This window comes from Pseudomonas nunensis, assembly GCF_024296925.1.
Classification (GTDB): domain Bacteria; phylum Pseudomonadota; class Gammaproteobacteria; order Pseudomonadales; family Pseudomonadaceae; genus Aquipseudomonas; species Aquipseudomonas nunensis.
In genome coordinates this window covers 2,919,632-2,943,231 of the sequence record NZ_CP101125.1, presented here as the reverse complement: position 1 = coordinate 2,943,231, position 23,600 = coordinate 2,919,632, and the positions used below count along the sequence as shown (strand labels likewise).

General features: G+C 61.4%; 20 protein-coding genes. 7 read left to right on the top strand and 13 right to left on the bottom strand.

Annotation, left to right across the window (positions count from 1 at the left end; all coding sequences use genetic code 11):
• Positions 1 to 38: 38 nt before the first annotated feature.
• Positions 39 to 560 carry a GNAT family N-acetyltransferase gene (locus NK667_RS12550; protein ID WP_054614938.1) on the top strand — a complete coding sequence of 174 codons (522 nt, stop codon included), beginning with the start codon at positions 39 to 41 and terminating at the stop codon, positions 558 to 560.
• A 1-nt stretch (position 561) separates the two neighbouring features.
• Here the strand turns inward: NK667_RS12550 and NK667_RS12545 are convergent, their stop codons facing one another.
• Positions 562 to 1,254 carry an aspartate/glutamate racemase family protein gene (locus tag NK667_RS12545; protein ID WP_054614937.1) on the bottom strand — a complete coding sequence of 231 codons (693 nt, stop codon included), beginning with the start codon at positions 1,252 to 1,254 and terminating at the stop codon, positions 562 to 564.
• 79 nt (positions 1,255 to 1,333) lie between these two features.
• On the opposite strand from NK667_RS12545, the gene NK667_RS12540 reads away from it, so the two are divergent.
• Positions 1,334 to 2,095 carry a helix-turn-helix domain-containing protein gene (locus NK667_RS12540; protein WP_054046520.1) on the top strand — a complete coding sequence of 254 codons (762 nt, stop codon included), beginning with the start codon at positions 1,334 to 1,336 and terminating at the stop codon, positions 2,093 to 2,095.
• A 70-nt stretch (positions 2,096 to 2,165) separates the two neighbouring features.
• Positions 2,166 to 2,660, top strand: coding sequence for a hypothetical protein (locus NK667_RS12535; protein WP_054614936.1), 495 nt, complete (start codon positions 2,166 to 2,168; stop codon positions 2,658 to 2,660).
• 116 nt (positions 2,661 to 2,776) lie between these two features.
• On the opposite strand, the gene NK667_RS12530 is transcribed toward NK667_RS12535, so the two are convergent.
• Both NK667_RS12530 and ccoN read right to left on the bottom strand, forming a co-directional pair.
• Positions 2,777 to 2,998, bottom strand: coding sequence for a hypothetical protein (locus NK667_RS12530; protein ID WP_054614935.1), 222 nt, complete (start codon positions 2,996 to 2,998; stop codon positions 2,777 to 2,779).
• Between the two features lie 8 nt (positions 2,999 to 3,006).
• Entirely contained in the window at positions 3,007 to 4,434 is a 1,428-nt protein-coding gene (ccoN, locus tag NK667_RS12525; RefSeq protein ID WP_054047690.1) for a cytochrome-c oxidase, cbb3-type subunit I, read from the bottom strand.
• 395 nt (positions 4,435 to 4,829) lie between these two features.
• On the opposite strand from ccoN, the gene NK667_RS12520 reads away from it, so the two are divergent.
• The 3 genes from NK667_RS12520 (at position 4,830) to NK667_RS12510 (ending at position 8,204) form a co-directional block, all read left to right on the top strand.
• Positions 4,830 to 6,503: a nitrite/sulfite reductase gene (locus NK667_RS12520; protein WP_054614934.1), complete on the top strand. Its 1,674-nt coding sequence runs from the start codon at positions 4,830 to 4,832 to the stop codon at positions 6,501 to 6,503.
• On the top strand, positions 6,500 to 6,979 hold the full coding sequence (locus tag NK667_RS12515) for a DUF934 domain-containing protein (RefSeq protein ID WP_054614933.1): 480 nt from the start codon (positions 6,500 to 6,502) through the stop codon (positions 6,977 to 6,979). Before NK667_RS12520 ends, NK667_RS12515 begins: the two co-directional genes overlap by 4 nt.
• Before the next feature lie 256 nt (positions 6,980 to 7,235).
• Complete coding sequence (locus NK667_RS12510) at positions 7,236 to 8,204, top strand: hypothetical protein (RefSeq protein WP_054614932.1); 969 nt, start codon at positions 7,236 to 7,238, stop codon at positions 8,202 to 8,204.
• Positions 8,205 to 8,364: 160 nt separating this feature from the next.
• Here NK667_RS12510 and NK667_RS12505 read toward each other — a convergent pair whose 3' ends face one another.
• The gene (locus tag NK667_RS12505; RefSeq protein WP_054614931.1) at positions 8,365 to 10,725 is read right to left on the bottom strand and encodes a tetratricopeptide repeat protein; all 2,361 of its coding nucleotides are present in this window, start codon (positions 10,723 to 10,725) and stop codon (positions 8,365 to 8,367) included.
• Between the two features lie 214 nt (positions 10,726 to 10,939).
• On the opposite strand from NK667_RS12505, the gene NK667_RS12500 reads away from it, so the two are divergent.
• Complete coding sequence (locus NK667_RS12500; RefSeq protein ID WP_054614930.1) at positions 10,940 to 11,611, top strand: DUF3313 domain-containing protein; 672 nt, start codon at positions 10,940 to 10,942, stop codon at positions 11,609 to 11,611.
• Positions 11,612 to 11,715: 104 nt separating this feature from the next.
• Here NK667_RS12500 and NK667_RS12495 read toward each other — a convergent pair whose 3' ends face one another.
• From NK667_RS12495 to NK667_RS12455, 9 genes are all read right to left on the bottom strand, one after another.
• Positions 11,716 to 14,229, bottom strand: coding sequence for a fused MFS/spermidine synthase (locus NK667_RS12495; RefSeq protein WP_054614929.1), 2,514 nt, complete (start codon positions 14,227 to 14,229; stop codon positions 11,716 to 11,718).
• Between the two features lie 188 nt (positions 14,230 to 14,417).
• Positions 14,418 to 16,007, bottom strand: a complete 1,590-nt coding sequence (locus NK667_RS12490; protein WP_054614928.1) for an arylsulfatase — start codon at positions 16,005 to 16,007, stop codon at positions 14,418 to 14,420.
• Between the two features lie 75 nt (positions 16,008 to 16,082).
• Positions 16,083 to 17,105 carry an HAD family hydrolase gene (locus NK667_RS12485; RefSeq protein ID WP_054614927.1) on the bottom strand — a complete coding sequence of 341 codons (1,023 nt, stop codon included), beginning with the start codon at positions 17,103 to 17,105 and terminating at the stop codon, positions 16,083 to 16,085.
• Positions 17,102 to 18,526, bottom strand: coding sequence for a BatD family protein (locus tag NK667_RS12480; protein ID WP_054614926.1), 1,425 nt, complete (start codon positions 18,524 to 18,526; stop codon positions 17,102 to 17,104). The genes NK667_RS12485 and NK667_RS12480 overlap by 4 nt, the downstream gene beginning before the upstream one ends.
• Before the next feature lie 3 nt (positions 18,527 to 18,529).
• Positions 18,530 to 20,104 carry a VWA domain-containing protein gene (locus tag NK667_RS12475; RefSeq protein WP_054614925.1) on the bottom strand — a complete coding sequence of 525 codons (1,575 nt, stop codon included), beginning with the start codon at positions 20,102 to 20,104 and terminating at the stop codon, positions 18,530 to 18,532.
• Between the two features lies 1 nt (position 20,105).
• The gene (locus NK667_RS12470; RefSeq protein WP_054614924.1) at positions 20,106 to 21,098 is read right to left on the bottom strand and encodes a vWA domain-containing protein; all 993 of its coding nucleotides are present in this window, start codon (positions 21,096 to 21,098) and stop codon (positions 20,106 to 20,108) included.
• Positions 21,085 to 21,678, bottom strand: a complete 594-nt coding sequence (locus NK667_RS12465) for a DUF4381 domain-containing protein (RefSeq protein WP_054614923.1) — start codon at positions 21,676 to 21,678, stop codon at positions 21,085 to 21,087. Before NK667_RS12465 ends, NK667_RS12470 begins: the two co-directional genes overlap by 14 nt.
• Positions 21,675 to 22,610: a DUF58 domain-containing protein gene (locus NK667_RS12460; RefSeq protein ID WP_054614922.1), complete on the bottom strand. Its 936-nt coding sequence runs from the start codon at positions 22,608 to 22,610 to the stop codon at positions 21,675 to 21,677. The genes NK667_RS12465 and NK667_RS12460 overlap by 4 nt, the downstream gene beginning before the upstream one ends.
• Positions 22,607 to 23,587 (bottom strand): AAA family ATPase, encoded by a 981-nt coding sequence (locus tag NK667_RS12455; RefSeq protein ID WP_054614921.1) that lies wholly within the window; start codon positions 23,585 to 23,587, stop codon positions 22,607 to 22,609. Before NK667_RS12455 ends, NK667_RS12460 begins: the two co-directional genes overlap by 4 nt.
• Between the last annotated feature and the right edge of the window lie 13 nt (positions 23,588 to 23,600).

Sequence of the window (23,600 nt, the reverse complement as noted above, 5' to 3'; positions counted from 1 at the left end):
GCGGTTTAGAGTAAGCGGCCATTCAAGGAAGAATCACCATGACGACCACCGACCCCAGCATCACCATTCAGCGCTTCAACGAATCCCACATCGACGGCATCACCGCGCTCTACAACGACCCGGCGATTACCCGTCAAGTCCTGCAAATGCCCTTTCAATCCACCGAAGTCTGGCGCAAACGCCTGATGCCGGACAACGAGCGGGTGGTGCAACTGGTGGCGCTGTATCAGGGCGCGGTCATCGGCAATATCGGGCTGGAGCAGTTCTCGCGGATCCGCCGCAGCCACGCCGGCAGCATTGGCATGGGTGTCGCCGGGGAATGGCAGGGCAAGGGCGTCGGCTCGAAACTGCTGGCCACGGCGCTGGATATCGCTGACAACTGGATGAACCTGCGCCGGGTCGAACTCTCGGTGTATGCCGACAACGCCGCGGCCATTGGCTTGTACCGCAAGTTCGGTTTTGAAGACGAAGGCCTGTTTCGCGACTATGCCGTGCGTGACGGCGTGCTGGTGGATGCCTTGAGCATGGCGCGTCTGCGTGCCACGCCCAAGGCCGGTTGAGTCACTCGCCTAATGCGAACGCCACCGCCGCCTGCGCATGCAGTTCGGTGGTGTCGAGCAGGGGCAGGGCGCTGTGCTCGGGTTTGATCAGCAGGCCGATTTCCGTGCAGCCGAGGATGATCGCCTGGGCGCCACGTCGGGTCAGGGACTCGATGACTTGCTGGTAGACCTTCCGCGATGCCTCGCTGATCACGCCAACGCACAATTCGTCGTAGATGATTCGATGCACGGCCTGACGCTCCTTGACGTCCGGTACCAGCACTGTCAGTCCCTTGGCTATCAGGCGATCCTTGAGAAAGTCCTGCTCCATGGTAAACGCGGTACCCAGCAACCCGACTTTCAGCGCGCCGGCATCGACTGCCGCCTGGCCGGTCGGGTCGGCGATATGCAGGAACGGAATGCCGATCGCCGCCTGAATCTGCCCGGCCACCTTGTGCATGGTGTTGGTACACAGCACCACGCACTCGGCGCCGCCAGCCTCCAGCCTGCGCGCGGCATCCACCAGGATTGCGGCCGCATCGTCCCAGCGCCCGGCGTGCTGGGCCTGTTCGACAGGCCCGAAGTCGACGCTGTACATTAGCAATTGCGCCGAGCGCAACGGCCCGAGACGGTCCCGGACCTGCTGGTTGATGAGGCGATAGTATTCGGCGCTGGACTCCCAGCTCATGCCGCCGATAAGGCCGATGGTGCGCATGCTGTGCTCCTGTTTTTTGGCAACCCTTTGATAGAGAGTCTCCCGTGGATCCGCGCTTCGATCTATCAGGAAATTTCACATGCTGAGCCAAAGCCTGCTGGGCGATAAAATCGGCCTGCATCTGCTGCCGCGCGCGGCCTACAGCGCCCGGGACCCGGCGCAGTGGCACACGCTCGGCGTGACTCTGGAGCGCCAGCAAGGCGTGCACGCCATCGATTCCGACCATCGGGTGGACTTCGACACGCTGCCCGGCGTTCTTGCACATACCCCGGTCGGCGTGGAAGTGTTTTCCGAATCTGCCAGTGGCGGCGAATACCTGTTGCTGCGGCTGGATGAACCGTTTGCCCGGCAGCATCTGCCTGCGGTTAGCCATCGGGTGCAGTCACCGGGGCACGTTCAGGCGCTGGGGCTGGCTCGGACTTTGCGCCGCTTGATTCTCAACCCCCAACCTGACGGTCTGGCGCTCGAACAAGCGGCATTGCAGTTGGTGGGGCAGGCGAGTCTGCAAGTCGACTCCCGAACCACTCCCAAAGCCTTCGCCCGAGTCCTCGATCAAATCGCCGAGCAGTTCCATCAACCCCTGAGCCTGGAGCAGTTGGCCGTGACTTACGGACACAACGAGCTGCGGTTTCTGCGCGATTTCACCCGCACCATCGGCCTCACACCCCACGCCTACCTGATCGAAGTCAGGCTCCAGGCTGCGCGCCGCATGATCGAGCAAACCGATCTGCCCCTGGCCAGCATCGCCCTCGACGCCGGGTTCGCCCATCAGTCGCACATGGGCAGCGCCTTTCGCAAACACCTGGCCATGACCCCCAGCCAGTACCGCTCACGCTTTTAGTCGTACGCCGGCCGCTGGCATCTGCCATGCTCAAAGTCCGCAGCACTGCTTCAACCAAAGGAACATGGCAATGGACAACGTACAGCAACTGGGCGAGATGCTTCGTCACTACGCAGAAAGCGAAGCGCACAAGAAGCAATTGTTTGAATCGCAATCGGCCGTGTGGGCGACGCGCATTGGTGAGCTGTTCGATCAGATCCAGCACTGGCTGGAACCGGTCCAGACGCCGAACCTGCTGGAAGTGAGCCGCGAAGTGTACGTCGCGTCCGGCCCAAGCGTGCCGGTCGAGGCCTCGACCTTCAAGACCGAAAAGCTGACGGTGGTGATCGCCGGCAAACCAGTGGAATTCGTGCCGGACGTGATGGGCGCCGGTGGCCAGATTTCCCTGGCGGTGATGGGCCTGACAGCGGCGCGTTACGGCAGCATTTCCCTGGTGTGCCTGCCGCCGTCTGCCAACTGGCAATGGCGCAAGACCAATGGGCTGAAAGACCCGGATACCTTTAGCCTCGACGCGAACTTCCTGGCGCAGCAGTTGCAGAGCCTGATCCCCCGCGAGCGCGGCTGATCCATAACCCTGTGGGAGCGGGCTTGCTCGCGAAAGCGGAGTGTCAGGCGACATTTTTATCGACTGAACGGACGCCTTCGCGAGCAAGCCCGCTCCCACAGTGGATTGGCGTCGCATCAAATTTCGATATTCCCCCACCCCGGCTTCGCCCCTTCCGGCGCCACCGCCTTCACCTTCTTCCCCGTCGCCAACTCAACCCGTCGCGCCACCTCCGGGTCATCGGCGAACGGCATCAGGCTCGCGTCCTCGAGGCTCTCGGGCGTCTGGTGTTTCAAGCAATACTCGATTGCCAGCCAAAACCCGACGACCCCCAACAGATTTAACGCCATCTCGATCATCTCAAACCTCACGCAATCTGCGCTTCGCGCTCGGCCATGGATACGTCCGCCACTCGCACGGTGCGCCAGGTGTTGTAGGCCATCAGCAGCATGCCGCTGAGGAAGAACACGCCACCGGTAAACCGCACGACGAACCCCGGATGGCTGGCCTGCAAGGCTTCGACGAAGGAATAGGTCAGCGTGCCGTCGTCGTTGATCGCGCGCCACATCAGGCCTTGAGTGATGCCGTTGACCCACATCGACGCGATGTACAGCACCGTGCCAATCGTCGCCAGCCAGAAGTGCAGGTTGATCAGCGGCGTGCTGAACATCTGCTCGCGGCCGAAGACTTTCGGCACCATGTGGTAGATCGCGCCGAAGGTGATCATCGCCACCCAGCCGAGGGCGCCGGCGTGGACGTGGCCGATGGTCCAGTCGGTGTAGTGGGAGAGGGCGTTCACAGTCTTGATCGCCATCATCGGCCCCTCGAATGTGGACATGCCGTAGAACGCCAGCGAGAGCACCAGGAAACGCAGGATCGGGTCGGTGCGCAACTTATGCCAGGCGCCGGACAGCGTCATCATCCCGTTGATCATCCCGCCCCAGCTCGGCGCGAGCAGGATCAGCGACATCGCCATGCCGAGGGACTGCGCCCAGTCTGGCAGCGCGGTGTAGTGCAAATGGTGCGGACCGGCCCAGATGTAGAGGGTGATCAGCGCCCAGAAATGCACGATCGACAACCGGTAGGAATACACCGGTCGACCCACCTGTTTCGGCACGAAGTAATACATCATCCCGAGGAACCCGGTGGTCAGGAAAAAGCCCACTGCGTTGTGCCCGTACCACCACTGCACCATGGCGTCGGTGGCCCCGGAATACACCGGATAGGATTTGAACCAGTCCACCGGAATCGACAGGTGATTGACCACGTGCAGCATGGCGATCACCACAATGAACGCGCCGAAAAACCAGTTGCCGACGTAGATGTGCTTGGTCTTGCGCTGCACCACCGTGGTGAAGAACACGATGGCGTAGGCGACCCACACCACGGTCATCCACACCGCGCCGGAGAACTCGATCTCGGCGTATTCCTTGGTGGTGGTGTAGCCCAGCGGCAGGCTGATCAGCATGATCACGATCACCGATTGCCAACCCCAGAAGGTGAACGCCGCGAGCGTGTCCGAGTACAGCCGCACCTGGCAGGTACGCTGCACCGCGTAATAACTGGCGGCGAATTGCGCGCTGCCGGCAAAGCCGAAAATCACCAGGCTGGTGTGCAGCGGGCGCAAGCGGCCGAAGGTGGTCCACGGCAGGTCGAGGTTCATCTCCGGCCATACCAGTTGCGAGGCGATCCACACGCCCATGGCCATGCCCACCACGCCCCAGACGATGGTTGCCACGATGAATTGGCGGACGACCTTGTAGTTGTAGGCCTGTCCGATTGTTGCTGTGCTCATGGTCAGTTCATCCATGCAGAGTCTTGCCAGGCCACCCGGTCTGGCATGGGATGCACTGTAGAAACCTCGCAGGAAACAAAACAGACTCAGGAAAACTCGATTTATGCGGATCAGATACGGAGCATACCTGCGGCCATCTGCCGCGCTCTGATACGGTTTTTTAGCTTTCAGGTGGGTCTGTAACGCGCTGCGCCGCAGGTTCATAGTCGCTGCCATAAACCCCGTAGCAGCTGTCGAGCACCGCGAGGCAGCGTTCGGCGGCGAAGCCGTCGCAAACTCTGTGTTCGCGGTCTGCCTGATGCACCGCGTCGCCTGATTTCACGACGGCTTCGCCGCCGAACGCAGCCTCGCGGTGCTCGACAGCTGCTACGGGTCAATCCTGATGAGGTAGCGAGATGTATCAGTACGACGACTATGACCGGGCGCTGGTGTTCGAACGGGTCGCGCAGTTTCGCGATCAGGTCGAGCGTTTCATGGCCGGTGAATTGAGCGAAGAAGAGTTTCTGCCGCTGCGCCTGCAAAACGGCCTGTACATGCAGAAGCATGCGTACATGCTGCGGGTGGCGATTCCCTATGGCACCTTGAGCGCCGGGCAGATGCGTATCCTGGCGAGCATCGCCCGGGATTACGACCGTGGCTACGGCCACTTCACCACCCGGCAGAACATGCAGTTCAACTGGATCGAACTGGCCCAGGTGCCGGACATCCTCGAACGCCTGGCCCAGGTGGAAATGCACGCGATTCAGACCTCCGGCAATTGCGTGCGCAACATCACTACCGAAGCCTTCGCCGGGGTCGCGGCGGATGAACTGATCGACCCGCGCCCGCTGGCGGAAATCCTCCGGCAGTGGTCAACCATCAACCCGGAATTCCTGTTTCTGCCGCGCAAGTTCAAGATCGCCATCTGCTCGGCGAAACAGGACCGCGCGGCGATCATGATGCATGACATCGGCCTCTATCTTTACCCCGGCACCGACGGGCAAATGCTCTTGCGAGTGATCGTCGGCGGTGGCCTCGGGCGTACGCCGATCCTCGGTTTGCAGATTCGCGAAGGCCTGCCGTGGCAGCATTTGTTGTCTTACGTCGAAGCGGTGCTGCGGGTCTACAACCGCCACGGTCGGCGGGATAACAAGTACAAGGCGCGGATCAAGATCCTGGTGAAAGCCCTCGGCATCGACGCCTTCGCCAAGGAAGTCGAGGAGGAGTGGCAGCACCTCAAGGACGGCCCAGCGCAATTGACCGACGTCGAATATGAGCGCGTGGCCAGTGCCTTCGTCCCGCCGATGTATCGTGCGCTGGCGGGCACCGACCTGGATTTCGGTACGCGCCTGGCGCAGAACCCGGCGTTCGCCCGCTGGGTCGCGCGCAACGTGCAGCCGCACAAAGTGCCGGGTTACGCCAGCGTGGTGCTCTCGACCAAACCGGGCATCGCGTCTCCGCCGGGGGACGTCACGGCCGAGCAGATGGACGCGGTGGCCGACTGGTCGGAGCAATTCGGTTTCGGCGAGATCCGCATCGCCCATGAACAGAACATCGTGCTGCCGGACGTGACCAAGGCTGACCTGTATGCGCTGTGGTGCCTGGCCTGCGACCAAGGCCTGGGCTGCGCCAATATCGGCTTGCTGACCGACATCATCGCTTGCCCTGGCGGCGACTTTTGCGCGCTGGCCAACGCCAAGTCGATCCCTATCGCCCAAGCCATTCAAGGCCGATTCGAAGACCTGGATTACCTGCATGACCTGGGCGATATCAGCCTCAACATCTCCGGCTGCATGAACGCCTGCGGCCATCACCACATCGGCAATATCGGCATTCTGGGCGTCGATAAAAATGGCAGCGAGTGGTACCAGATCACCCTCGGCGGCGCTCAGGGCAAGCACAGCGCGTTGGGTAAAGTGATCGGGCCGTCCTTCAGTGCCGCTGAAGTGCCGGATGTGATTGAGCGGATCATCAGCACCTTCGTGCGTTACCGCGAAAGTGAGGAGTTGTTCGTCGATACGGTGCAACGCATTGGGTTGGAACCGTTCAAGGAACGGGTTTATCCGAAAGTGCTGGAGGCGTCGGCATGATTAATCTATTGCGCTTGGAGGAGGGTGTGGCGCGGATTGATCGGGATGACCCGTGGACGTTGGTGCGGGAGATCGACGCTGAGTTGCCGGCGGGCCGCTTGATTCTGCCGCTGGCCCGCTGGCTTGATAACCCGGCGCGACATGCTGTCTGGCTTGGGCCGGATGATGAGGTGGAAAGCCTGAAATCCTGCTTCAACCTGCTGCCGCTGATTGCGCTGGATTTTCCGAGCTTTCGTGATGGTCGTGGTTATAGCCAGGCGTATCTGTTGCGGACTCGACTGGGGTGGAAAGGTGAATTGCGTGCGATTGGCGATGTGCTGCGCGATCAGCTGAGTCACATGCGCCAATGCGGGTTTGATAGTTTTGCGGTGCGCGAGGAAAAGTCGGCTGAAGATGCGCTCAAGGGGCTGGCGGGGATGAGTGTGTTGTATGGGCGTTCGGTGATTGAGCCGCGTCCATTATTCCGGCGCCGCTGAGCTTTCTGTAGCAGCTGTCGAGCAACGCGAGGCAGCGTCCGGCGGCGAAGCCGTCGTAAACCCTGCGTTAACGGTCAGCCTAATACACCGCGTTAGGTGATTTCACGACGGCTTCGCCGCCGGACGCTGCCTCGCGTTGCTCCTCAGCTGCTACAGGGCGTAGTCAGGGAGTGTTTTTGCTTGGGCCGGTACTGGCATTTTGGTAGAGTCCGCTGCATTGGCTACATGGACGAAATCAAGAAGGGAGTCTGGCGTTGTGAGTTTCGGCAAAAAGATTTTGGGGCTGACGGCATTTCTGCTGATGCTGACCCTGTGGGGCGGCTACATCTACGTTTTCCAGGAAAACCGCGGCGGGCAGTTGGGTGGCGCCTACGACAGCACCGCTTGGTGCGGTACGCCACCGTCGGCCGACGCGCTGTCCCAAGGCAAGGATCAACTGACCCTGCGCGTCACCAACAACCTGCGCGGCGAGTTCATGCTCGGTGGTTCGGTGATCGTTTCCGAGCGTACCTTCAATCGCTATGACCTGGGCCGCAACGAACTGCGCCTGCGCCTGGAACCGCTGCAGTGGTCGTTCGGCGCCGCGCCGATCTTCCTGGAGCAGGTCAGGATCAAACCCCTGAGCCGCAACCTCGCCGCCGACAACAAAAGTGCCTACGCCGAACTGGAGTCGCGACCGATCGGCGTGCAGGGTCGCACCACCGACTTTCCCTTCGACACTTACCGCTATGGTTACAAACCGGTGCTGTATTACCTCAAGGGCAACGAGCGCATTGACCTGCGTTTCCGCCACATCACCACCGTGATGGAGATGTCGAACACCTTCACCCCAATTCAGAAATACAACCGCGCCGAATACATCAACGAGAAAAGTCCGCTGGTGCGCGATGAGGATTACAAGCCTTACGCGACCACGGAATGCGCGTTCAGCGTCGAGCGCAAAGGTTCGTTCAAGGTGATTGTGCTGCTGCTGTTGCTGGTGATCTGCCTGCCGCTGATGCATGTGTTTTATCGCGATGAGCCGGGGGTCGACTTTCTGGCCACGCTGGTGGGGGTTGCTGCGGCCCGGGTGTTGTTGGTGGGGCCGTTGCAGGATTTTCAGTTGTACAACATCGATTTCTTGTTTGGCGCGGCGATTTTGCTGGTGGGAACGGTGTCGCTGGTGAAGGCGATGCGGGCTAATAGTCGGCGGGCGTTGGCGGCTCAGAGCGGGTCGACCTGGTGAATCCCGTAGCAGCTGTCGAGCAGCGCGAGGCAGCGTTCGGCGGCGAAGCCGTCGTGAAATCAGGCAGCGCGGTTTTTCAGGTAAACCGCGTGCGCAGGGTTTGCGACGGCTTCGCCGCCGAACGCTGCCTCGCGCTGCTCGACAGCTGCTACGGGGCGGGTTATTTCAACGCCGGATCCCCCATGTTCATTTTTTTCCAGCCCTGCAACAACACCTGGGCTTTCGGCTCCTGGCCGTTTTCCAGGTAATACTGGATCAGCGACAACCGCGCATTCCGATTCGCCGGCTGCACTTTCAATAGCCTTTCCAGCTCAAGGCACGCCTCATCCACCTTGCCACTGTCATGCAGCGCCACCGCCAGCACATACCCGTACTGCGCACTCTGCGGCTCCAGCGTGGCGGCTTTGTGCAGCAGCGGCATCGCTTGCGCGGGTTTCCCCGCACGAATCAGCGACAGTCCTTGGGTGTGTACCAGCAGGGCGGCGTCCGGGTGATCCTTGACGCTCTGCTCCAGGAGCGTTTGCGCTTCAGAACCGCGGCCACTGGCCTCCAGCCATTGCACCAGCGTCACCAGCGCCGGGTAAAAGTCCGGATCACGCTTGAGGGCGGCACGAAGCAGCGGTTCGACTTCTTCCGTACGACCACTGGCCTGATACAGCATCGCCAGGTTGAGGTTGGCCTCGGCGCGTTCCGCCAGACTTTTCTGCACGTCCTCGTATTCGGCAATGGCCGCGTTCCAATTGGCCTGGGCGTTGCCCAAACCATTGCGGGCGACGTTCAGCAGATCCCGGGCGGCGACGATCCGTACCGCTTTCACCGGATCACCGAGCAATGGCGTCAGCAGCGGCGCGCGTTCCGCTGGCGGCAGGAACGCACTGATCGCCCGCACCGCACTTTCCCGCACTTGCGGCGCCGGGTTGCTCAGGTCCTGGGTCGCCAGTTTCAGTGCCTGGTCGCTCGGGTACAGCGGCAATTCGGCCAGCAGGGTCGCCCGTTGGATCGCCGGCAGATTGCTGCGCTGTAACTGCTCATACAAAGTTTGCGCGGCGCCCGGTTGACCGTTGCGGATCAGCCACAGGCTTTCGTCGTAACGCGGCGCCTGAACCGGCGAAGCGTTGGCGGTGTTCCACAGTTTGAACTGCTCGGTGACCTTGTCCCCGGCCTTGCCCTGGTGACAGGACAGGCAGGCGTCCGGCGTGCCGAGTTTCGCCGCCCGCTCAGGGTTGGGAATGCTGAAGCTGTGGTCATGGCGGAAGTCGTTGCCCATGTAGAACTTGCCCGGCATGTGGCAATCCACGCACTGCGAACCCGGTTGACCCATGGTGTGGCGGGTGTGTTCGATGGAATCGTAGTTCTTCGCTTGCAGCCCGTTGCCATCGACGCCTTCCACCGCAGTCTTGCCGGCGCTGTTGTGGCATTGCAGGCACACGCCGTTGCCCGGTGCCTTGAGTTCGGTGCTGTGCGGATTGTGGCAGTTGCTGCAACGCACACCCTTGTCGAACATTTTGCTCTGGGCGAAGGAGCCGTGTTCGAACACTTCGTCCTTGATCTTGCCGTCCAGCGCATACAGTTCGCGGGTGAGGGTGCTCGGCAGGTAGTCGTCCATCAAGCGCTTGCCGACGGTGTAGCCATCGCCCAACGGCGCGCGGCGTGAGTGGCAGCGCGCACAGGTTTCCAGTTCGACGGTGGCGTTCTTGTCCTTGAGATCGACGGCAAACCCGGCGTGGATCAGATCGGTTTTTTTCGCCGTCCATTCGAGGTGATTGGACGCCGGCCCGTGACACGCCTGACAGCCTACACCGAGGCTGTTCCAGTGACTTTCAAAGGTGTTTTTAGCCGCATCGAAATTGCGTTTGTAGCCCGTGGTATGGCACTCGACGCACATGAAGTTGGCGTTCTGGCTCGGCTTGCTCCAGTGCAGCGGATTCTTGAAGTTCACCCCCTGGCCCGGATACAGATGAAACCAGCGGTGCTTCTCGGTATCCCACGCCACGCCCAAGGCTTGCAACCGACCTTCGCCGACCTCGATCAGGTATTGCTGCAGCGGCGCGATACCGAAGGTGTAGGCCACCTTGAAATCCGCATTCTTGCCGTCGATCCCCTGCGTGTTGACCCAGAAATCCTCACCCTTGCGCGAGAACACCGTGGTCTCTTTTTCGGCCTTGAAGGTGACGTTGTTGAAGTCCCCCAGCATCGTTTCGGCCGTGGCCGGCTGCATCGCCAATTGGTGATGGGAGCCTTGCCAGTCCTTGACCTGCTCGGTGTGGCAGCCCTGGCATTGTTGTTCATCGACCATCGTCGCCGGGGCCGCAGCCACCACCGGTTTTATCGGTTGCACGACCGGCGCGCTGACCGCGACAGGCTTGGGCGGGGCCGGTGTGCTGCTATGGAGCAGAAACCAGCCAATCGCCGCTACAGCCAACAGCAAGACGCCGATGGTGACGGGAAACAGGTAGCGGTTAATCAGGGTCGGTGGCGAATCAGGGTTTGGGTTTACAGCTTTATTTTTATGCTTCGGCATTGCGACTTCCGTAGTCCGAGTGCGTTGGCCGCTGAGGGCGCGCTTTTTGAAGCTCGATGCAGCTTTGCTGGATGGCACGCGTCTGTCAAATAGGCTTTGTGCGCTGAGCCACAGCCTTAGATGAATCTTCCGTGATGCTGGCGGCAGATAATTGATATTTGGCTATAACTACCTAGTCCCGTTGCGTTATCGATCCTCTTACAGGAGTTACAGCATGAAGCTTGCGTTAATGATGAGCACACTGTGCATCGCCTCGATCGGGGTGGTCGGCTGCTCCAGTAAAGTCGTCGAACCAGACCAGTATTCGGGGTTTCTCAAGGACTACAGCCAGCTCAAGGAAGCCAAGTCGCCGTCGGGCGCCGAGGTCATGCGCTGGATGGACCCTAAACTCAACATCGATAAATTCACCAGCGTCTACATCGAGCCGACGCAGCTCTATCCCAAGCCGCAAGCCACGGTGAAAATTCCCCAGGCCACGCTTAACGGCATCACCGGTTACTACGACCAGGCGCTCAAGCGCGAACTGGGTAAATCCCTGCCATTGGCCGCCGGTCCAGGGCCGGGCGTGATCGTGGTGCGAGCGGCGATTACTGCCGTGAGCAGCAAGACCGAAGGCCTCAAGCCCTATGAAGTGATCCCGATTGCGTTAGTGGCAGCGGCGGTCAGTACGGCCAGCGGGATTCGTGATCAGGAAACTACCTTGGCCACGGAAGCGGTGTTCCTCGATGGCGGCAACAACAGTGTGGTAGCCCAGGTTGTGCGCAAGGGCACCGGCAAACCGCTGGAGAACGACACTCAGGTGATGAAGGCCGATGACGTTAAAAGCGTGATCGATGGCTGGGCTTCGGATTTGCATCAGTCGTATCTGAAACTCAAGTCCAAGTAATGTATTGAGGCTTAGGGCCCCTTCGCGGGCAAGCCTCGCTCCTACGGATATGTAAACCTGTAGGAGCGAGGCTTGCCCGCGATGGCGGTCTGCCAGGCGCCGCATCACTCCCCGACAAACCACCGGTAATACGGATTCCCTCCATCCCCACGCATCACCTCGCCAATATCCCTGGCCCAGGCATCACGGTCCCCGTCATAGGCATGCAAACTCGCCCGATAAAACTGCATCAGGCGCTGGCGGTGGGCGTTCATTCGTTCGCTGAACCCCGCATCGGCATTCACCAGCGGTGGCGCGACGTGCAGGTCCAGCAACGCCGGCAGCACGCGGCTGATTTCCTTGGCGCGGACCCACGGCGCGTACTCGATGCGCGGTTGATCGTCGGTCACCGGTGCAGCGTCAGCGGCGAAACGTTCGAGCCCCGCGCGATCGGTTACCCAGGTCGCGAGCAACGCAGCGGCCGAGCCAATGCCCACGTCCTGCAACGTGCTGCGAACGCTCTCCTGCTGGAAGCGCTGGGTGATTTTCGCCGCATCCAGTTCGATCGGTTGCATGGAGCCCACCAGCAGCATTTCGTGGAACTCGCTGGTCCACAGGGTGGCGTAGGGGTAGACGTCGAGGAAGCTGCGCACCAGCGAGCGTGAGTCGTCGATATTCTGGGTCGGCAGTGGCAGCCACTGCGCAACCAGTCCGTTTTTCTCCAGACGGCTGGCGGCCAATTGGTAGAAGTCCCGGGAATACAGATTCACCACCCCGGCAGCAGAGGGCGGTGGTGGTTCGAGGGTGATCAGGTCGTAGGTCTGCGGGTTGCGCAGCAGTTCCTGACGGCCATCGCGCAGGCGCACATCGACCCCCGGATTGGCAGCGGCATTGAAGTTGCCCTCAAACAGCGGCGCAGCCTTGACCACAGACGGCAACAACTCGGCGGCCACCCGGTGTTCCAGCCCCGGATAGCGAGTCAGGGCGCCCGCCGTGATGCCGGTGCCGAACCCGATCACCAGCGCCGAGCGCGGTTCGCCGTTATGGATCAGCAGCGGTAACAGCGCCTGGATGCGCATATAACGCAGGGACGGCATCGCGTCGCCCGTGTTGGAAACACCCTGGATGTACAAGCGCTGAAAGGCCTTCTTGCCCTTGCCCTGTGTGACCACCGCCACCGTGCCGCCACGTCCTTCTTCATAGAAAGCCAAGGTCGCATTGCGCGCGCCGGGCAGCAGGCTCGCGAGTTTGTTGACCGGGGTGAAAATCGCCAGCGCCACGGACAGCAAAGCAATCGCGACCACGGCCTGACGCCGGCCTTTCTTCACATGGTGACCTTTACGCACCGCGAAATAACCGATCCCGGCGGCGACAATCGCCAGTAGCCCAAGAGTGCGCACCAGCCCCAGCAACGGGATCAACAGGAAACCGCAAAGCATCACACCTACAATCCCACCGAGGGTATTGAACGCCACCACCGCGCCGACATCCTGGCCAACCCGCTCGCGACCCACGCTCAAGCGCAACGCCAGGGGAAACGCCGCGCCCAGCAGCAACGTTGGCACAAACACAATGCTCAACGCCGCCACCGCAAACCGCGTGCTCATGCCCAGCAGTTCACTGGCGCCCAATGACAGCACCCAGGCTTCGGCAACACTTTGCGCGACGATCAGCCAGCGTCCGAGCAGGGCGATTTCCAATAGTGCGATCAACCCTGCACCGGCTATCAGCAGACCAAACACGCCCCACGGATCACGAATGCGTTCGACCCGACGAGCCAAAAGTGCGCTACCCAAAAACAACCCGGTGAGATAGGTCGCCAGCACCACGGCAAACGCATAGGTGCGAGTGCTCATGAACTGCACGATGGATTGCGACCAGACCACTTCGTAACCCAACGCCACGCCGCCCGCGATGGAATACAGCCACAGCGCCAGGCGATCCGGGGTTTTGTCAGTGCGATGCTTCACTGGAGCGGCGGGTGGCGTCGAACGCTGACGTTGAAACCACAGCGCACCGGCAGCGGCCAGCAGGTTGAGCATCGCGGCGGCCAAGGCACTGCCACGTACGCCGAGGGTGGCGATCAGCACAAATGCGGCGAGCAGGGTGCCGGCGATTGCTCCAGCGGTGTTGGCCGCATACAGCTGACCGCCAGCCTTGCCCAATTGCTGCGGGTCAGCGGTCAGCGAACGCACCAACACCGGCAAGGTGCCGCCCATCAGCAGCGCCGGGATGCCGACCAAGGCAAACGGCAACACCCAGGCCAGCAGGCCGACGTGTTGTTCCAGCCAGGCGAACGGACTCGCGGCCAGGCTCATGGCGAAGGTCGCACCGACGCCGATCACGGCGACCAACACTTCCAGCCCTGCATACAGCAGAACCGGTTGCTGCAAACGATCGGCCCAACGTCCGAACAGCAAGCCACCCAAGGCCAGCCCGGCAAAAAACGCGCTGATCCCGGTGGTGATCGCATACACCTCGACGCCCACCACCAGCGACAGTTGCTTGATCCACAGCACCTGATACACCAGCGCCGCAGCGCCGGAGACGAACAGCAGCAGGGCGGGGATCAGCAGCGCTGGGGAGGCGACGTGCGGGGCGGGTATGGCCGACGACTTGCTGGCGACACGTGAGGACATTGCGGGTTGCCTTGTTCCGATCTGAAAAAACCTGTGCCCCGGCCGGCCCCTTCGCGAGCAAGCTTCGCTCCTACAAAAGCGACTCCGAACCTGTAGGAGCAGAGCTTGCTCGCGAAGGGGCCAACACGGTCCCAAGCCAAAAATAAGGCCGCCCGCCGATGAGGGCGAGCGGCGGTCAAGCGTCTTTCTTACTGTGCAGCCGGTGCCGCTTTCATTTTTTCTGCGATTTTGGCATCTACCGCAGCACGGATCTGGTCAATGCTGAAGCTCGCCGGTTTCTGGCTCGGTGGATACTCGATGAACGTCTGCAGGAACGCTGCAGCCTTGCCCACCGCGACAGCCGCCAGGTAGACGTTTTTGGTTTGCCAATCGTAATACTGATCGGAAACCACGTCGGCGCGTTCATACGGGTCCATCCTCAAGTTGAGGATTTTCGGCACCCGCAGGCACACGAACGGTTCGCTCCAGACCTTGAAGCCACCCGGTTCGCGTTGTTCGCAGAACACCACTTTCCAGTTGTCGAAGCGCATGGAAACCAGCACGCCGTCATCGTTGAAGTAGTAGAACTCCTTGCGCTCACCTTTAGGCTGTTGGCCGGTCAGGTACGGCAGTTGGTTGAAGCCGTCGAGGTGCACCTTGAAGTTGGTGCCACCCGAGGTTGGCGCCCAGCCTTTGAGCAGTTTGTCTTTCACCTGGTTATCGCCTGCCGCCGCGAGCAACGTCGGGAACCAGTCCATGCCCGAGAACATCTCGTTCGATACTTCACCGGCCTTGATCTTGCCCGGCCAACGAATGATCGCTGGCACCCGATAAGCGCCTTCCCAGTTGGAGTTTTTCTCGTTGCGGAACGGCGTGGTCGCCGCGTCCGGCCAGGAGAACTGGTTCGGGCCGTTGTCGGTGGTGTAGACGACGATGGTGTTGTCGGCGATTTTCAGGTCGTCGAGGGTTTGCAACAGTTTGCCGACGTCGCCGTCATGTTCAAGCATGCCGTCCGCGTATTCGTTGCCGGGCATGCCGCTCTGGCCCTTCATCGAATCGCGTACGTGGGTGAACACGTGCATGCGCGTAGTGTTCATCCAGACAAAAAACGGCTTGTCCGCCTTGGCCTGTTTCTCGATGAACGCTTGCGCGGCGGCGGTGGTTTCGTCGTCGATGGTTTCCATGCGCTTGGTGGTCAGCGCGCCGGTGTCTTCGATCTTGCCATCGGCGAAGCTGTGGATCACGCCACGCGGGGTGTTGGCCTTGACGAAGTCAGGGTCGTCCTTGGGCCAGTACGGGCGTTCGGGTTCTTCTTCGGCGTTGAGGTGGTACAGGTTGCCGAAAAACTCGTCGAAACCGTGATTGGTCGGCAGGTATTCATCTCGGTCGCCCAGATGGTTCTTGCCGAACTGGCCGGTGGAATAGCCGAGGCCTTTAAGCGCCTGGGCGATGGTGATGTCACGTTTTTGCAGGCCGACCGGGGCACCCGGAATGCCGACTTTCGACAGGCCGGTACGCAGTGGCGTCTGGCCGGTGATGAAGGATGACCGTCCGGCGGTGCAGCTGTTCTCCGCATAGTAGTCGGTGAACATCATGCCTTCCTTGGCAATCCGGTCGATGTTCGGAGTCTTGTACCCGACCACGCCCATCGAATAGGCGCTGATGTTGGTCTGGCCGATGTCGTCGCCGAAGATCACGAGAATGTTGGGTTTTTCAGCGGCTCCGGCAGTTGCCGAAATCGCCATGACCGAGGCTGCCACCAGGGCGAGTTTCGGTAGCCACTTGCGTATGCGAGTCATCTGACTTGCTCCTTTTGCTCACTTGCGTCGCCTCAAGGCGACATACGTTTTTTGCGGTCCTGCGTAACGCTTTTGTTATTGCACTTGCTCAGGTGTGGCGGACTCGAACGGGTAGACCCGGCGCCATTCGGCGGCCATGTCCACGATAGTCCAGCCACGGGATTTTGCTTCGTCGAGGGCCTTGTCCAGCTTGCCGACCGGGGATTGGCGGTCGTAGGCCCACTCGCGTTTGGCGTCGGTGTGGTGCACCAGGCCCATGAAGCGTTTACCGCTGCCGGCAGCGGTCCACTGCAGCATTTGCAAGTCACCGTCGGAGTTGCCGAAGGCCAGGATCGGTCGCCGAGCGATCACCGCATCGATGCTTTCCGGTTTGCCCGGGCCGTCGTCGTTATGCGCCAGTTTCGGCGTGCGCACGATCGACGCCTTGCTGTCGTTGAACTCGAACGCGGTGACGAACGTGGTGCCGATCACTTGCTCCGGCGGGATGCCGTAGACCTTCTCGGCAAACGCACGCATGAACGCGGTGTCGCCGCCGGAGACGATGTAGGTTTTGAAATCCTGGCTGCGCAGGTAGTCGAGCATTTCCAGCATTGGCTGGAAGATCATCTCGGTGTAGGGCTTGCCGGTTTTCGGGTGTTTGGCCTGACTGAGCCAGGTCTTGGCGTAGTCATCGAAGGCCTCGGTGGTCATGCCGGTGTGGGTGGCGCCGAAGATTTTCAGGATGCCCTCCATGCCCGAGGCGGCCAACGCCTGGTGATCGTTTTCCAGCACAGCCTTGAACGGTTGGGTGGTCTTCCATTCCGGGTGCTGCGGCGCGGTGCGCTTGACCTCGTCGAAGGCGAACAGCAACTCGAAATACGCCGGTTGCTCGCTCCACAGGGTGCCATCGTTGTCGAACACAGCAATGCGTTCGGCAGGTTTGACGAAGTCCTTGCTGGTCTGGTCAGTGACGGCCTGGACGAACTCGATGATGCTTTTTTTCGCCGGGCCGTCGTTCCACGAAGGCAGCGGTTCGTTGGCTTGGGCCAGCAATGGCAGGGCCAAGGTGAGCAGTAGGGTCAGCCCGTAGCGGTGGCGGATCGATAACGGGTTCGTCATGGGAGTTCCTTCTCGTGGACGGGGTTGAGTGGCCGTAACGCGGGAGGCGCCGGGGCCCGGTGATGCTCGGCCTGACTATGCAGCGTAGCCAAGGATTGCTGGAGTTGGCGCAGCGCCGGATCTTCGGTCGGTGTGCGGCCGTAACAGCCGCGCAACAGGGTTTGCAGTCGTGGGCCGAGGTTGGTTAGTTTCAGGCCTTTGCCACGGCGCCTGACCCACAAGTACAGGGCGCTCAATTGCGCCGGTCGTCCGTCGATTTGAGCTGGAATCTGCTGCCAGGCGCAGTCCGCCGATTGCAGCCATGCTGCGTGGCGGGCTTGCCGTCGAGTCTGCCAGCCGAGCCTTGCACGATGGATGAACGGACGGGCGAAGTAGCCGAGCAGGCCGACGATCACGAGTACTGCTAGCCAGCCCAGCCAATGTCCCGACAGATGTACGCGACTTTGCTGGCCGAGTTTCTTCAGGTCTTCGCTAATGGAAAACACCGGGCGATAAGCGCTGTTGGCCGTCGCTTCAAACGTAATGGCCGGCACTTGGGCTGTGCGGGTTTGCTGGCTGCCGCTGTCCCACCATTTCACCGCGATGGCGGGCAGGGTGTGGCTGCCTTCAGTGTCGATGCGATAGGTCACGGTATCGATACGCTTGCCGCCATTGAAGTTGCCGCGACCATCGTCAAGGGAACTGACCTGCGGGGCTTTCGGGTAACGGCTCAGACCTGGGACGTCGGCCAATATCGGGACTGGCAGCGCCATCGCCAGCGCACCGTCGGCTTGCAGCGTGAGTTGTCGCGTGAGGCTGTCGCCGACCTTCAACGGTGTCGCGGAGTTGACGGTTTTTTGCGTGAAGCGCACTCCGCTGGCCACCAGCACCGCTTCACCGGCCGTGAACCCCGGGGGTTCCGCGGCGCTGAAGTGCAGCGGCTGACTCTGGGCGCTCAACTCGGTGCTGGCCTGGGCGGGCGTGGCGCGTACGGTCAGCGCCGGAATGTCGAAACCCTGGGCCAGGTTCGGCGTGATCAGGTAGCTGTAGCGCATGCCGCTGAAGGATTTGCCGTCGATGATGTGGTTCAGGTGCTGGGCGTGGCCGTTGGGCGGCATGACCAGTGCGCCGTTGAGCTTGAGGTCGGGCAGGGTTGGCGCATCGGTGAACCAGGTGTCGGTGAGGACGTCGAGTTGCAGTTCGATCAGGCTGCCGACCGTGATTGAGTCGGAGGGTTGCAGGCGGGACTGGATCTGGAGTTCGGCGGCCAGGGTTTGGGTGCTGAGCAGGCAGAGGAGCAGGGTGCAGAGTTTTGTAGTGGCTGGGCTGGCCTCTTCGCGAGCAAGCCCGCTCCCACACTGGACCTGTGTGCGCTGCAAATCCCCTGTGGGAGCGGGCTTGCTCGCGAAGGCCACGACGCGGTCCACCAGACTGTCGATCATGGCTTACCCCCCCACCTGATCCTGCAAACTGAACTTTTGCTTCAAGAACTTCGCCGGCGATGTACTCAGGTTCTGCAACCACAACGCATCCGACGCTGCTTGCTCGGTCTGCACCGCTTTGCTCTGGCCTTTGCCCGGGGCCTTGTCCATTTTGATCTCGTCCGGTTTGGTCTCCGGCGCGTTCTGCTCGGCGCTGTCGGTGTCTTTCTGCAAGGCAATCGCCAACGCCAGATTGGCCGTGGCTTCAGGGAACTGCGGGCGCAATTTCAACGCCTGGGTATACGCCGCGATGGCCTGATCGAACTTGAAACGTTTCACGTAAATATTGCCCAGGTAGAAATAAGCCTCGGGCGTTTCCAGTCGCGCAAAACTTGCCAGCGCCAGGTCGTAATCGGCCGCGTGATAAGCGGCGATGCCTTTCCAGTACGGGTCGACAAACAGCGCTGCGGCCTGAGGCAGATGCTCATGCTCGAAGGCCCAGCGACCTTGCTGATCCCTGGTGAAAAACGCGTCGGTCAGGGCGTTGGCTTCGGCCGTGGTCGGTTGCAGGCCAATGCCCAGCGCCAACAGCACACCGGCCATCCAGTTCAGGCTCCAGCCTTTGCGCACGCTGAAGAACGCGATCAGCAGCAACGGCCAGCACAGCCAGTAACCGGCGTCTTTCCAGTGCAGTTCCCGTTGTTCATCGCTGGCACTCTGGAAATGCTGCTGGGCGTGCAACTCGACCCAGTCCAGATCGTCGTTATTCAGGGTCAGGCTGCCCAGCGGTGCGTCGAGCGCGGAAGCCAGTTGCTTCAGCGCGGCTTGATCGAAACTGCCGAGCACCGGGCGGCCGTTGCTGTCGGTGCGCGGCTGGCCGTTGGCGTCGTGGATGATCCCGCCGTCTTCACTGCCCACGGCGAGGATCAGTACTTGCAGTTGGCTGTCATCGAGTTGCTTGTCGAGGCCGCTGAGTTGCGCGGTGTCGGCGCCATCGGTAATCAGCAACAGCGTGCCCGGGATTTTCTCGGCGGCCAGCAGGCGCTTGGCTTGCTCGATCACCGCGCTGACGTTTTTCCCGGATTTAGCGATCAGGTCAGTGCTCAGCGCCTGGATAAAGGTATCGAGCAACGCCGGATCATCGGTGGGCGGCAACACCAGGTGCGCGCTGCCGGCATAAGCGATCAAACCTGTGCGAGCACCGGCACGACGCTGGATCAGGTCGTGGAGTTTGTGTTTCGCCGCTTCGAGGCGACTCGGTGGCACGTCGCTGGCGTCCATCGATGGCGAGAGGTCGATGGCGATGATCAGCGGCGCACGGTTTTCCAGGAAGTCCGGGCGATCCTGTTCCCAGGTTGGTCCCGCAGCGGCGAGCGCGCCGAGGATCAAAAGCGCGCACACCAGATGCACCGGGCGCAGCCGCTGTTGATCTTGTGGCGTGATCAACAGGTGCGGCAACAAGTGCTCGGCGATATTGCCGCGCATACGTCGTTGCAAGTCATGACTGCGGCGCCACAGCAACGGCAGTAATGCACCGAACAATGCGAGCAATAACCAGAGTGGGCGCAGGAAGTGGAAGTCGCTGAGATTGATCTCCATCTCAAGCCTCCTGCCGCTGGCGGGCAATCGACAAGCGCGGACGGAGCAGGGCGCCCAAGTGATACAGCGCAAGCAAGCCGATTGCAGCGCCCAACGGCCACCAGAACAGATCCCGTTTCGGCTGATGACTGAGGGTTTTCACCTGATGTGGGGTGAGTTTGTCGAGAGTGCTGTAGACCTGATCCAGCGCCGTGCGATCTTCGGCACGGAAGAATTTACCGCCCGTGGCCTTGGCGATTTGCTGCAAGCCTTGCAGGTTGACCTTGGCTTCGCCTTCGGCGGTCGGGTCGCCGATGCCGATGGTGTGAATCACCACGCCTTTGGCCGCCGCCATGGCCGCTGCGTGGTCCGGGGTGATGGCACTGCTGGTGTCGTTGCCGTCGGTGAGCAGGATCAGCACTTTCTCTTGTTCGTGGGCCTGATCCAACAGTTTCAGGCTCAGGCCGATGGCATCGCCAATCGCGGTGTTGGGGCCGGCCATGCCGATGCCGGTATCGTCGAGCAGCAGCGACAGGCTGGCGTGATCGAGGGTCAGCGGTGCTTGCGGGTAGGCGCCGCTGCCAAACACGATCAGGCCCATGCGATCCTCTTTGCGCTTGTCGATAAAGCCGTGGACGACTTCTTTAACGGCAGCGAGACGATTGATCTTCTGGCCGTTGGCGTCGGTGAAATCGGTGGTTTCCATGGACTGGGAAATGTCGATGGCAAGCATCAGGTCGCGCACCGGTTGCTGGCGCTCGATGGGTTTTTCCACGAACACGGGCCGCGCTGCTGCCAACAGCAGCAAGGCCCATATCAGCAAATTCAACAGCAACTGCCAGACGTTACTGCGACTGCCCGGCGCACTCGAGGCCTGGCCCACCGCGCGGCTCATCGCACTGAAAAACGGTACGCGCACCGCGCTGCGGGCCTCGCGATACGCGGGCAAATAGCGGTAACCGAACCACGGCAACGGCAGCAGCACTAACAGCCAGGGGTAATCAAGCTGCCACATGATGATGCTCCACCCAGCGTTTGCAGGTGTCGAACAGCTGTTGGCGGTGTTCGGTGGGCAGGGCGCGCAGGGTGGCGTCCGGGGCGTAGGCCAGTTGGGCGAGGTGTTGGCTGAAATCTGCGGGTAAAGGCTTCGCGCTGTGCGCCTCCAGAAAGGCTTGCCACTCTTCACCAGACAACGCACCAACCCCCTGTGGGAGCGGGCTTGCTCGCGAAGGGGCCATTACATTCAACATTGATGTTGACTGACCCGGCGCCTTCGCGAGCAAGCCCGCTCCCACAGGATGGGGTTTCCAACCTGAAATGGGGATGGATATGGCCACTCGCTTGAGCAATTCCGGCAATTCGCGCAACGCACTCAAATCATCACTGCGCCGCTGCAACTCTGCCAGCCGCACCAACGCTTCCCGCCGATACCGATCCCGCCGCCATTGCCACACCTTGCGCGCACTCACCAGCAGCACCGCGAGCACCAACAATCCCAGCAGCCCCCACCAACCCCAGGTCTGCGGCGCATAGCTGACCGGCGCGGGCAACCCCAACTCCTTGAGTTGTTCGATGCTCGGGATGTTCTGATTCATCGCCGGCCACCGCTGAGCTTGCCCAGTTCAACCCGCAATTGTTCATGCGCCTCGGTGGCGGTGCTGAACATCATCAGGGGCACCTGACTGCGGCGAAGCAGCGTGGCGACGTCCTTGAGCCGGCCGCTGAGGAAATCCACCAATGGCTCATGCACCCGACGCTGTTCCACCGCCAGTTCCACTTGCAACTGGCCCTGGGTCACCAGCAATCGGCCGTTTTTCGGCAGGTTCAGGGCCAACGGGTCGAAGACCTTCATGGCGATCACATCGTTGTGCGCTGCCAGTTGTCGCATCAGTTTCAAGGTGCGTTCGCCGGCCCCGGCAAAGTCGCTGACGATGCAGATCAAATGATCGTGCCCGGCCACTGCCAGGCAATGCTGCAAGACCTTGTCGAGTTGGTCTTCGTCTTCAGCGTCCGGGTTACCGGCGTTGAGTTCCTGATTCTGCTGGGCGATACGGCTGCACAGCGCTTCAAGGCGTTTGCGGCTGCGTAGCGGGGCGATGCTGTCGATGCGTTGGTCGTTGAACACCAAACCGCCGACCCGGTCGCCGGCGTTGAACACTATCCATGCCGCCAACGCGCCAAGCTCGGCAGCGACGGCGGATTTGAAGCTGCGCTGCGAGCCGAAGAACATCGACATGCGCTGGTCGACCAGAATCAGCGCCGGGCGGTCGCGCTCTTCGGTGAAGGTGCGCACCACCGGTTTGCCGGTGCGCAGGGACGCGCGCCAATCCAGATGGCGCAAGTCGTCCCCCGGCTGGTAGCGGCGCAACTCATCGAAATTCAAGCCACGGCCACGCAACCGCGAGGCGTGGTTGCCGGCGAGGATGCTGCCCTGGGGCTGGCGCGCGAGGAAACTCAGGTCACGGGCCTTGAACTCCAGCGCCATCAACTGCGCCAGAGAGACATAGACCAGACCGTCGACATTCATGCAGGAATCGCCACTTTGTCGAGCAAGCGGTCGAGCACTTGATCCGCTGTCACACCGTCAGCCACCGCGTCGTAGCTCAATTGCAGGCGATGGCGCAGCACCGGATGCACCACGGCGCGCACGTTGTCCGGCGAGACGAAATCCTGCCCTTGCAACCACGCGTCGGCGCGGGCGCAACGGTCCAGGCCGATGCCGCCCCGTGGGCTGGCGCCGATGGCGATCCAGCGACCGAGGTCGGCGTCGTAATCCGCCGGGTGGCGCGTGGCGTTGATCAGGTCGATCAAATACGTGTCGATGGCTGGGGACACATGAATGCCGCTGACCTCACGGCGCGCGGCAAAAATCACGTCCTGGGACAGCGCGAAACCTGGCACTGCGGCGGTTTTGGCGCTCAAGGCAAACTCTTCTTCACGCAACAGGCGCAGCACCTGGCTTTCGTTTTCCGCGCTCGGGTAATCCAGCAGAACTTTCATCAGGAAGCGGTCCATCTGCGCTTCCGGCAACGGGTACGTGCCTTCCTGTTCGATCGGATTCTGGGTCGCGACCACGATAAACAGTTCCGGCAGCACATGGCTGTTGCCGGCCACGGTGATTTGCCGTTCTTCCATGGCTTCGAGCAACGCGGCCTGGACCTTGGCCGGGGCGCGGTTGATTTCATCGGCCAGGATCAAGTTGCCGAACAGAGGCCCGGGCTGGAAGCGGATTTCGTTCTTGCCTTCGACCTGATGCAGCACCTCGGCGCCGGTGATGTCCGACGGCAGCAAGTCCGGGGTGAACTGGATGCGGCTCATCTTCGCGTCCAGGTGCTTGGCCAGAGCCTTGACCGTGCGGGTCTTAGCCAGGCCGGGCAGGCTTTCCAGGAGCAAATGGCCGTTGGCCAACAGACCGAGCAGGATCTGGCGGATCACTTGATCCTGGCCGAGTACGGATTCGGCGATGCTGGCTTGCAGGGCGTTTAGGTCGCTGAGTGCGGTCATGGCTGTTTCCCTC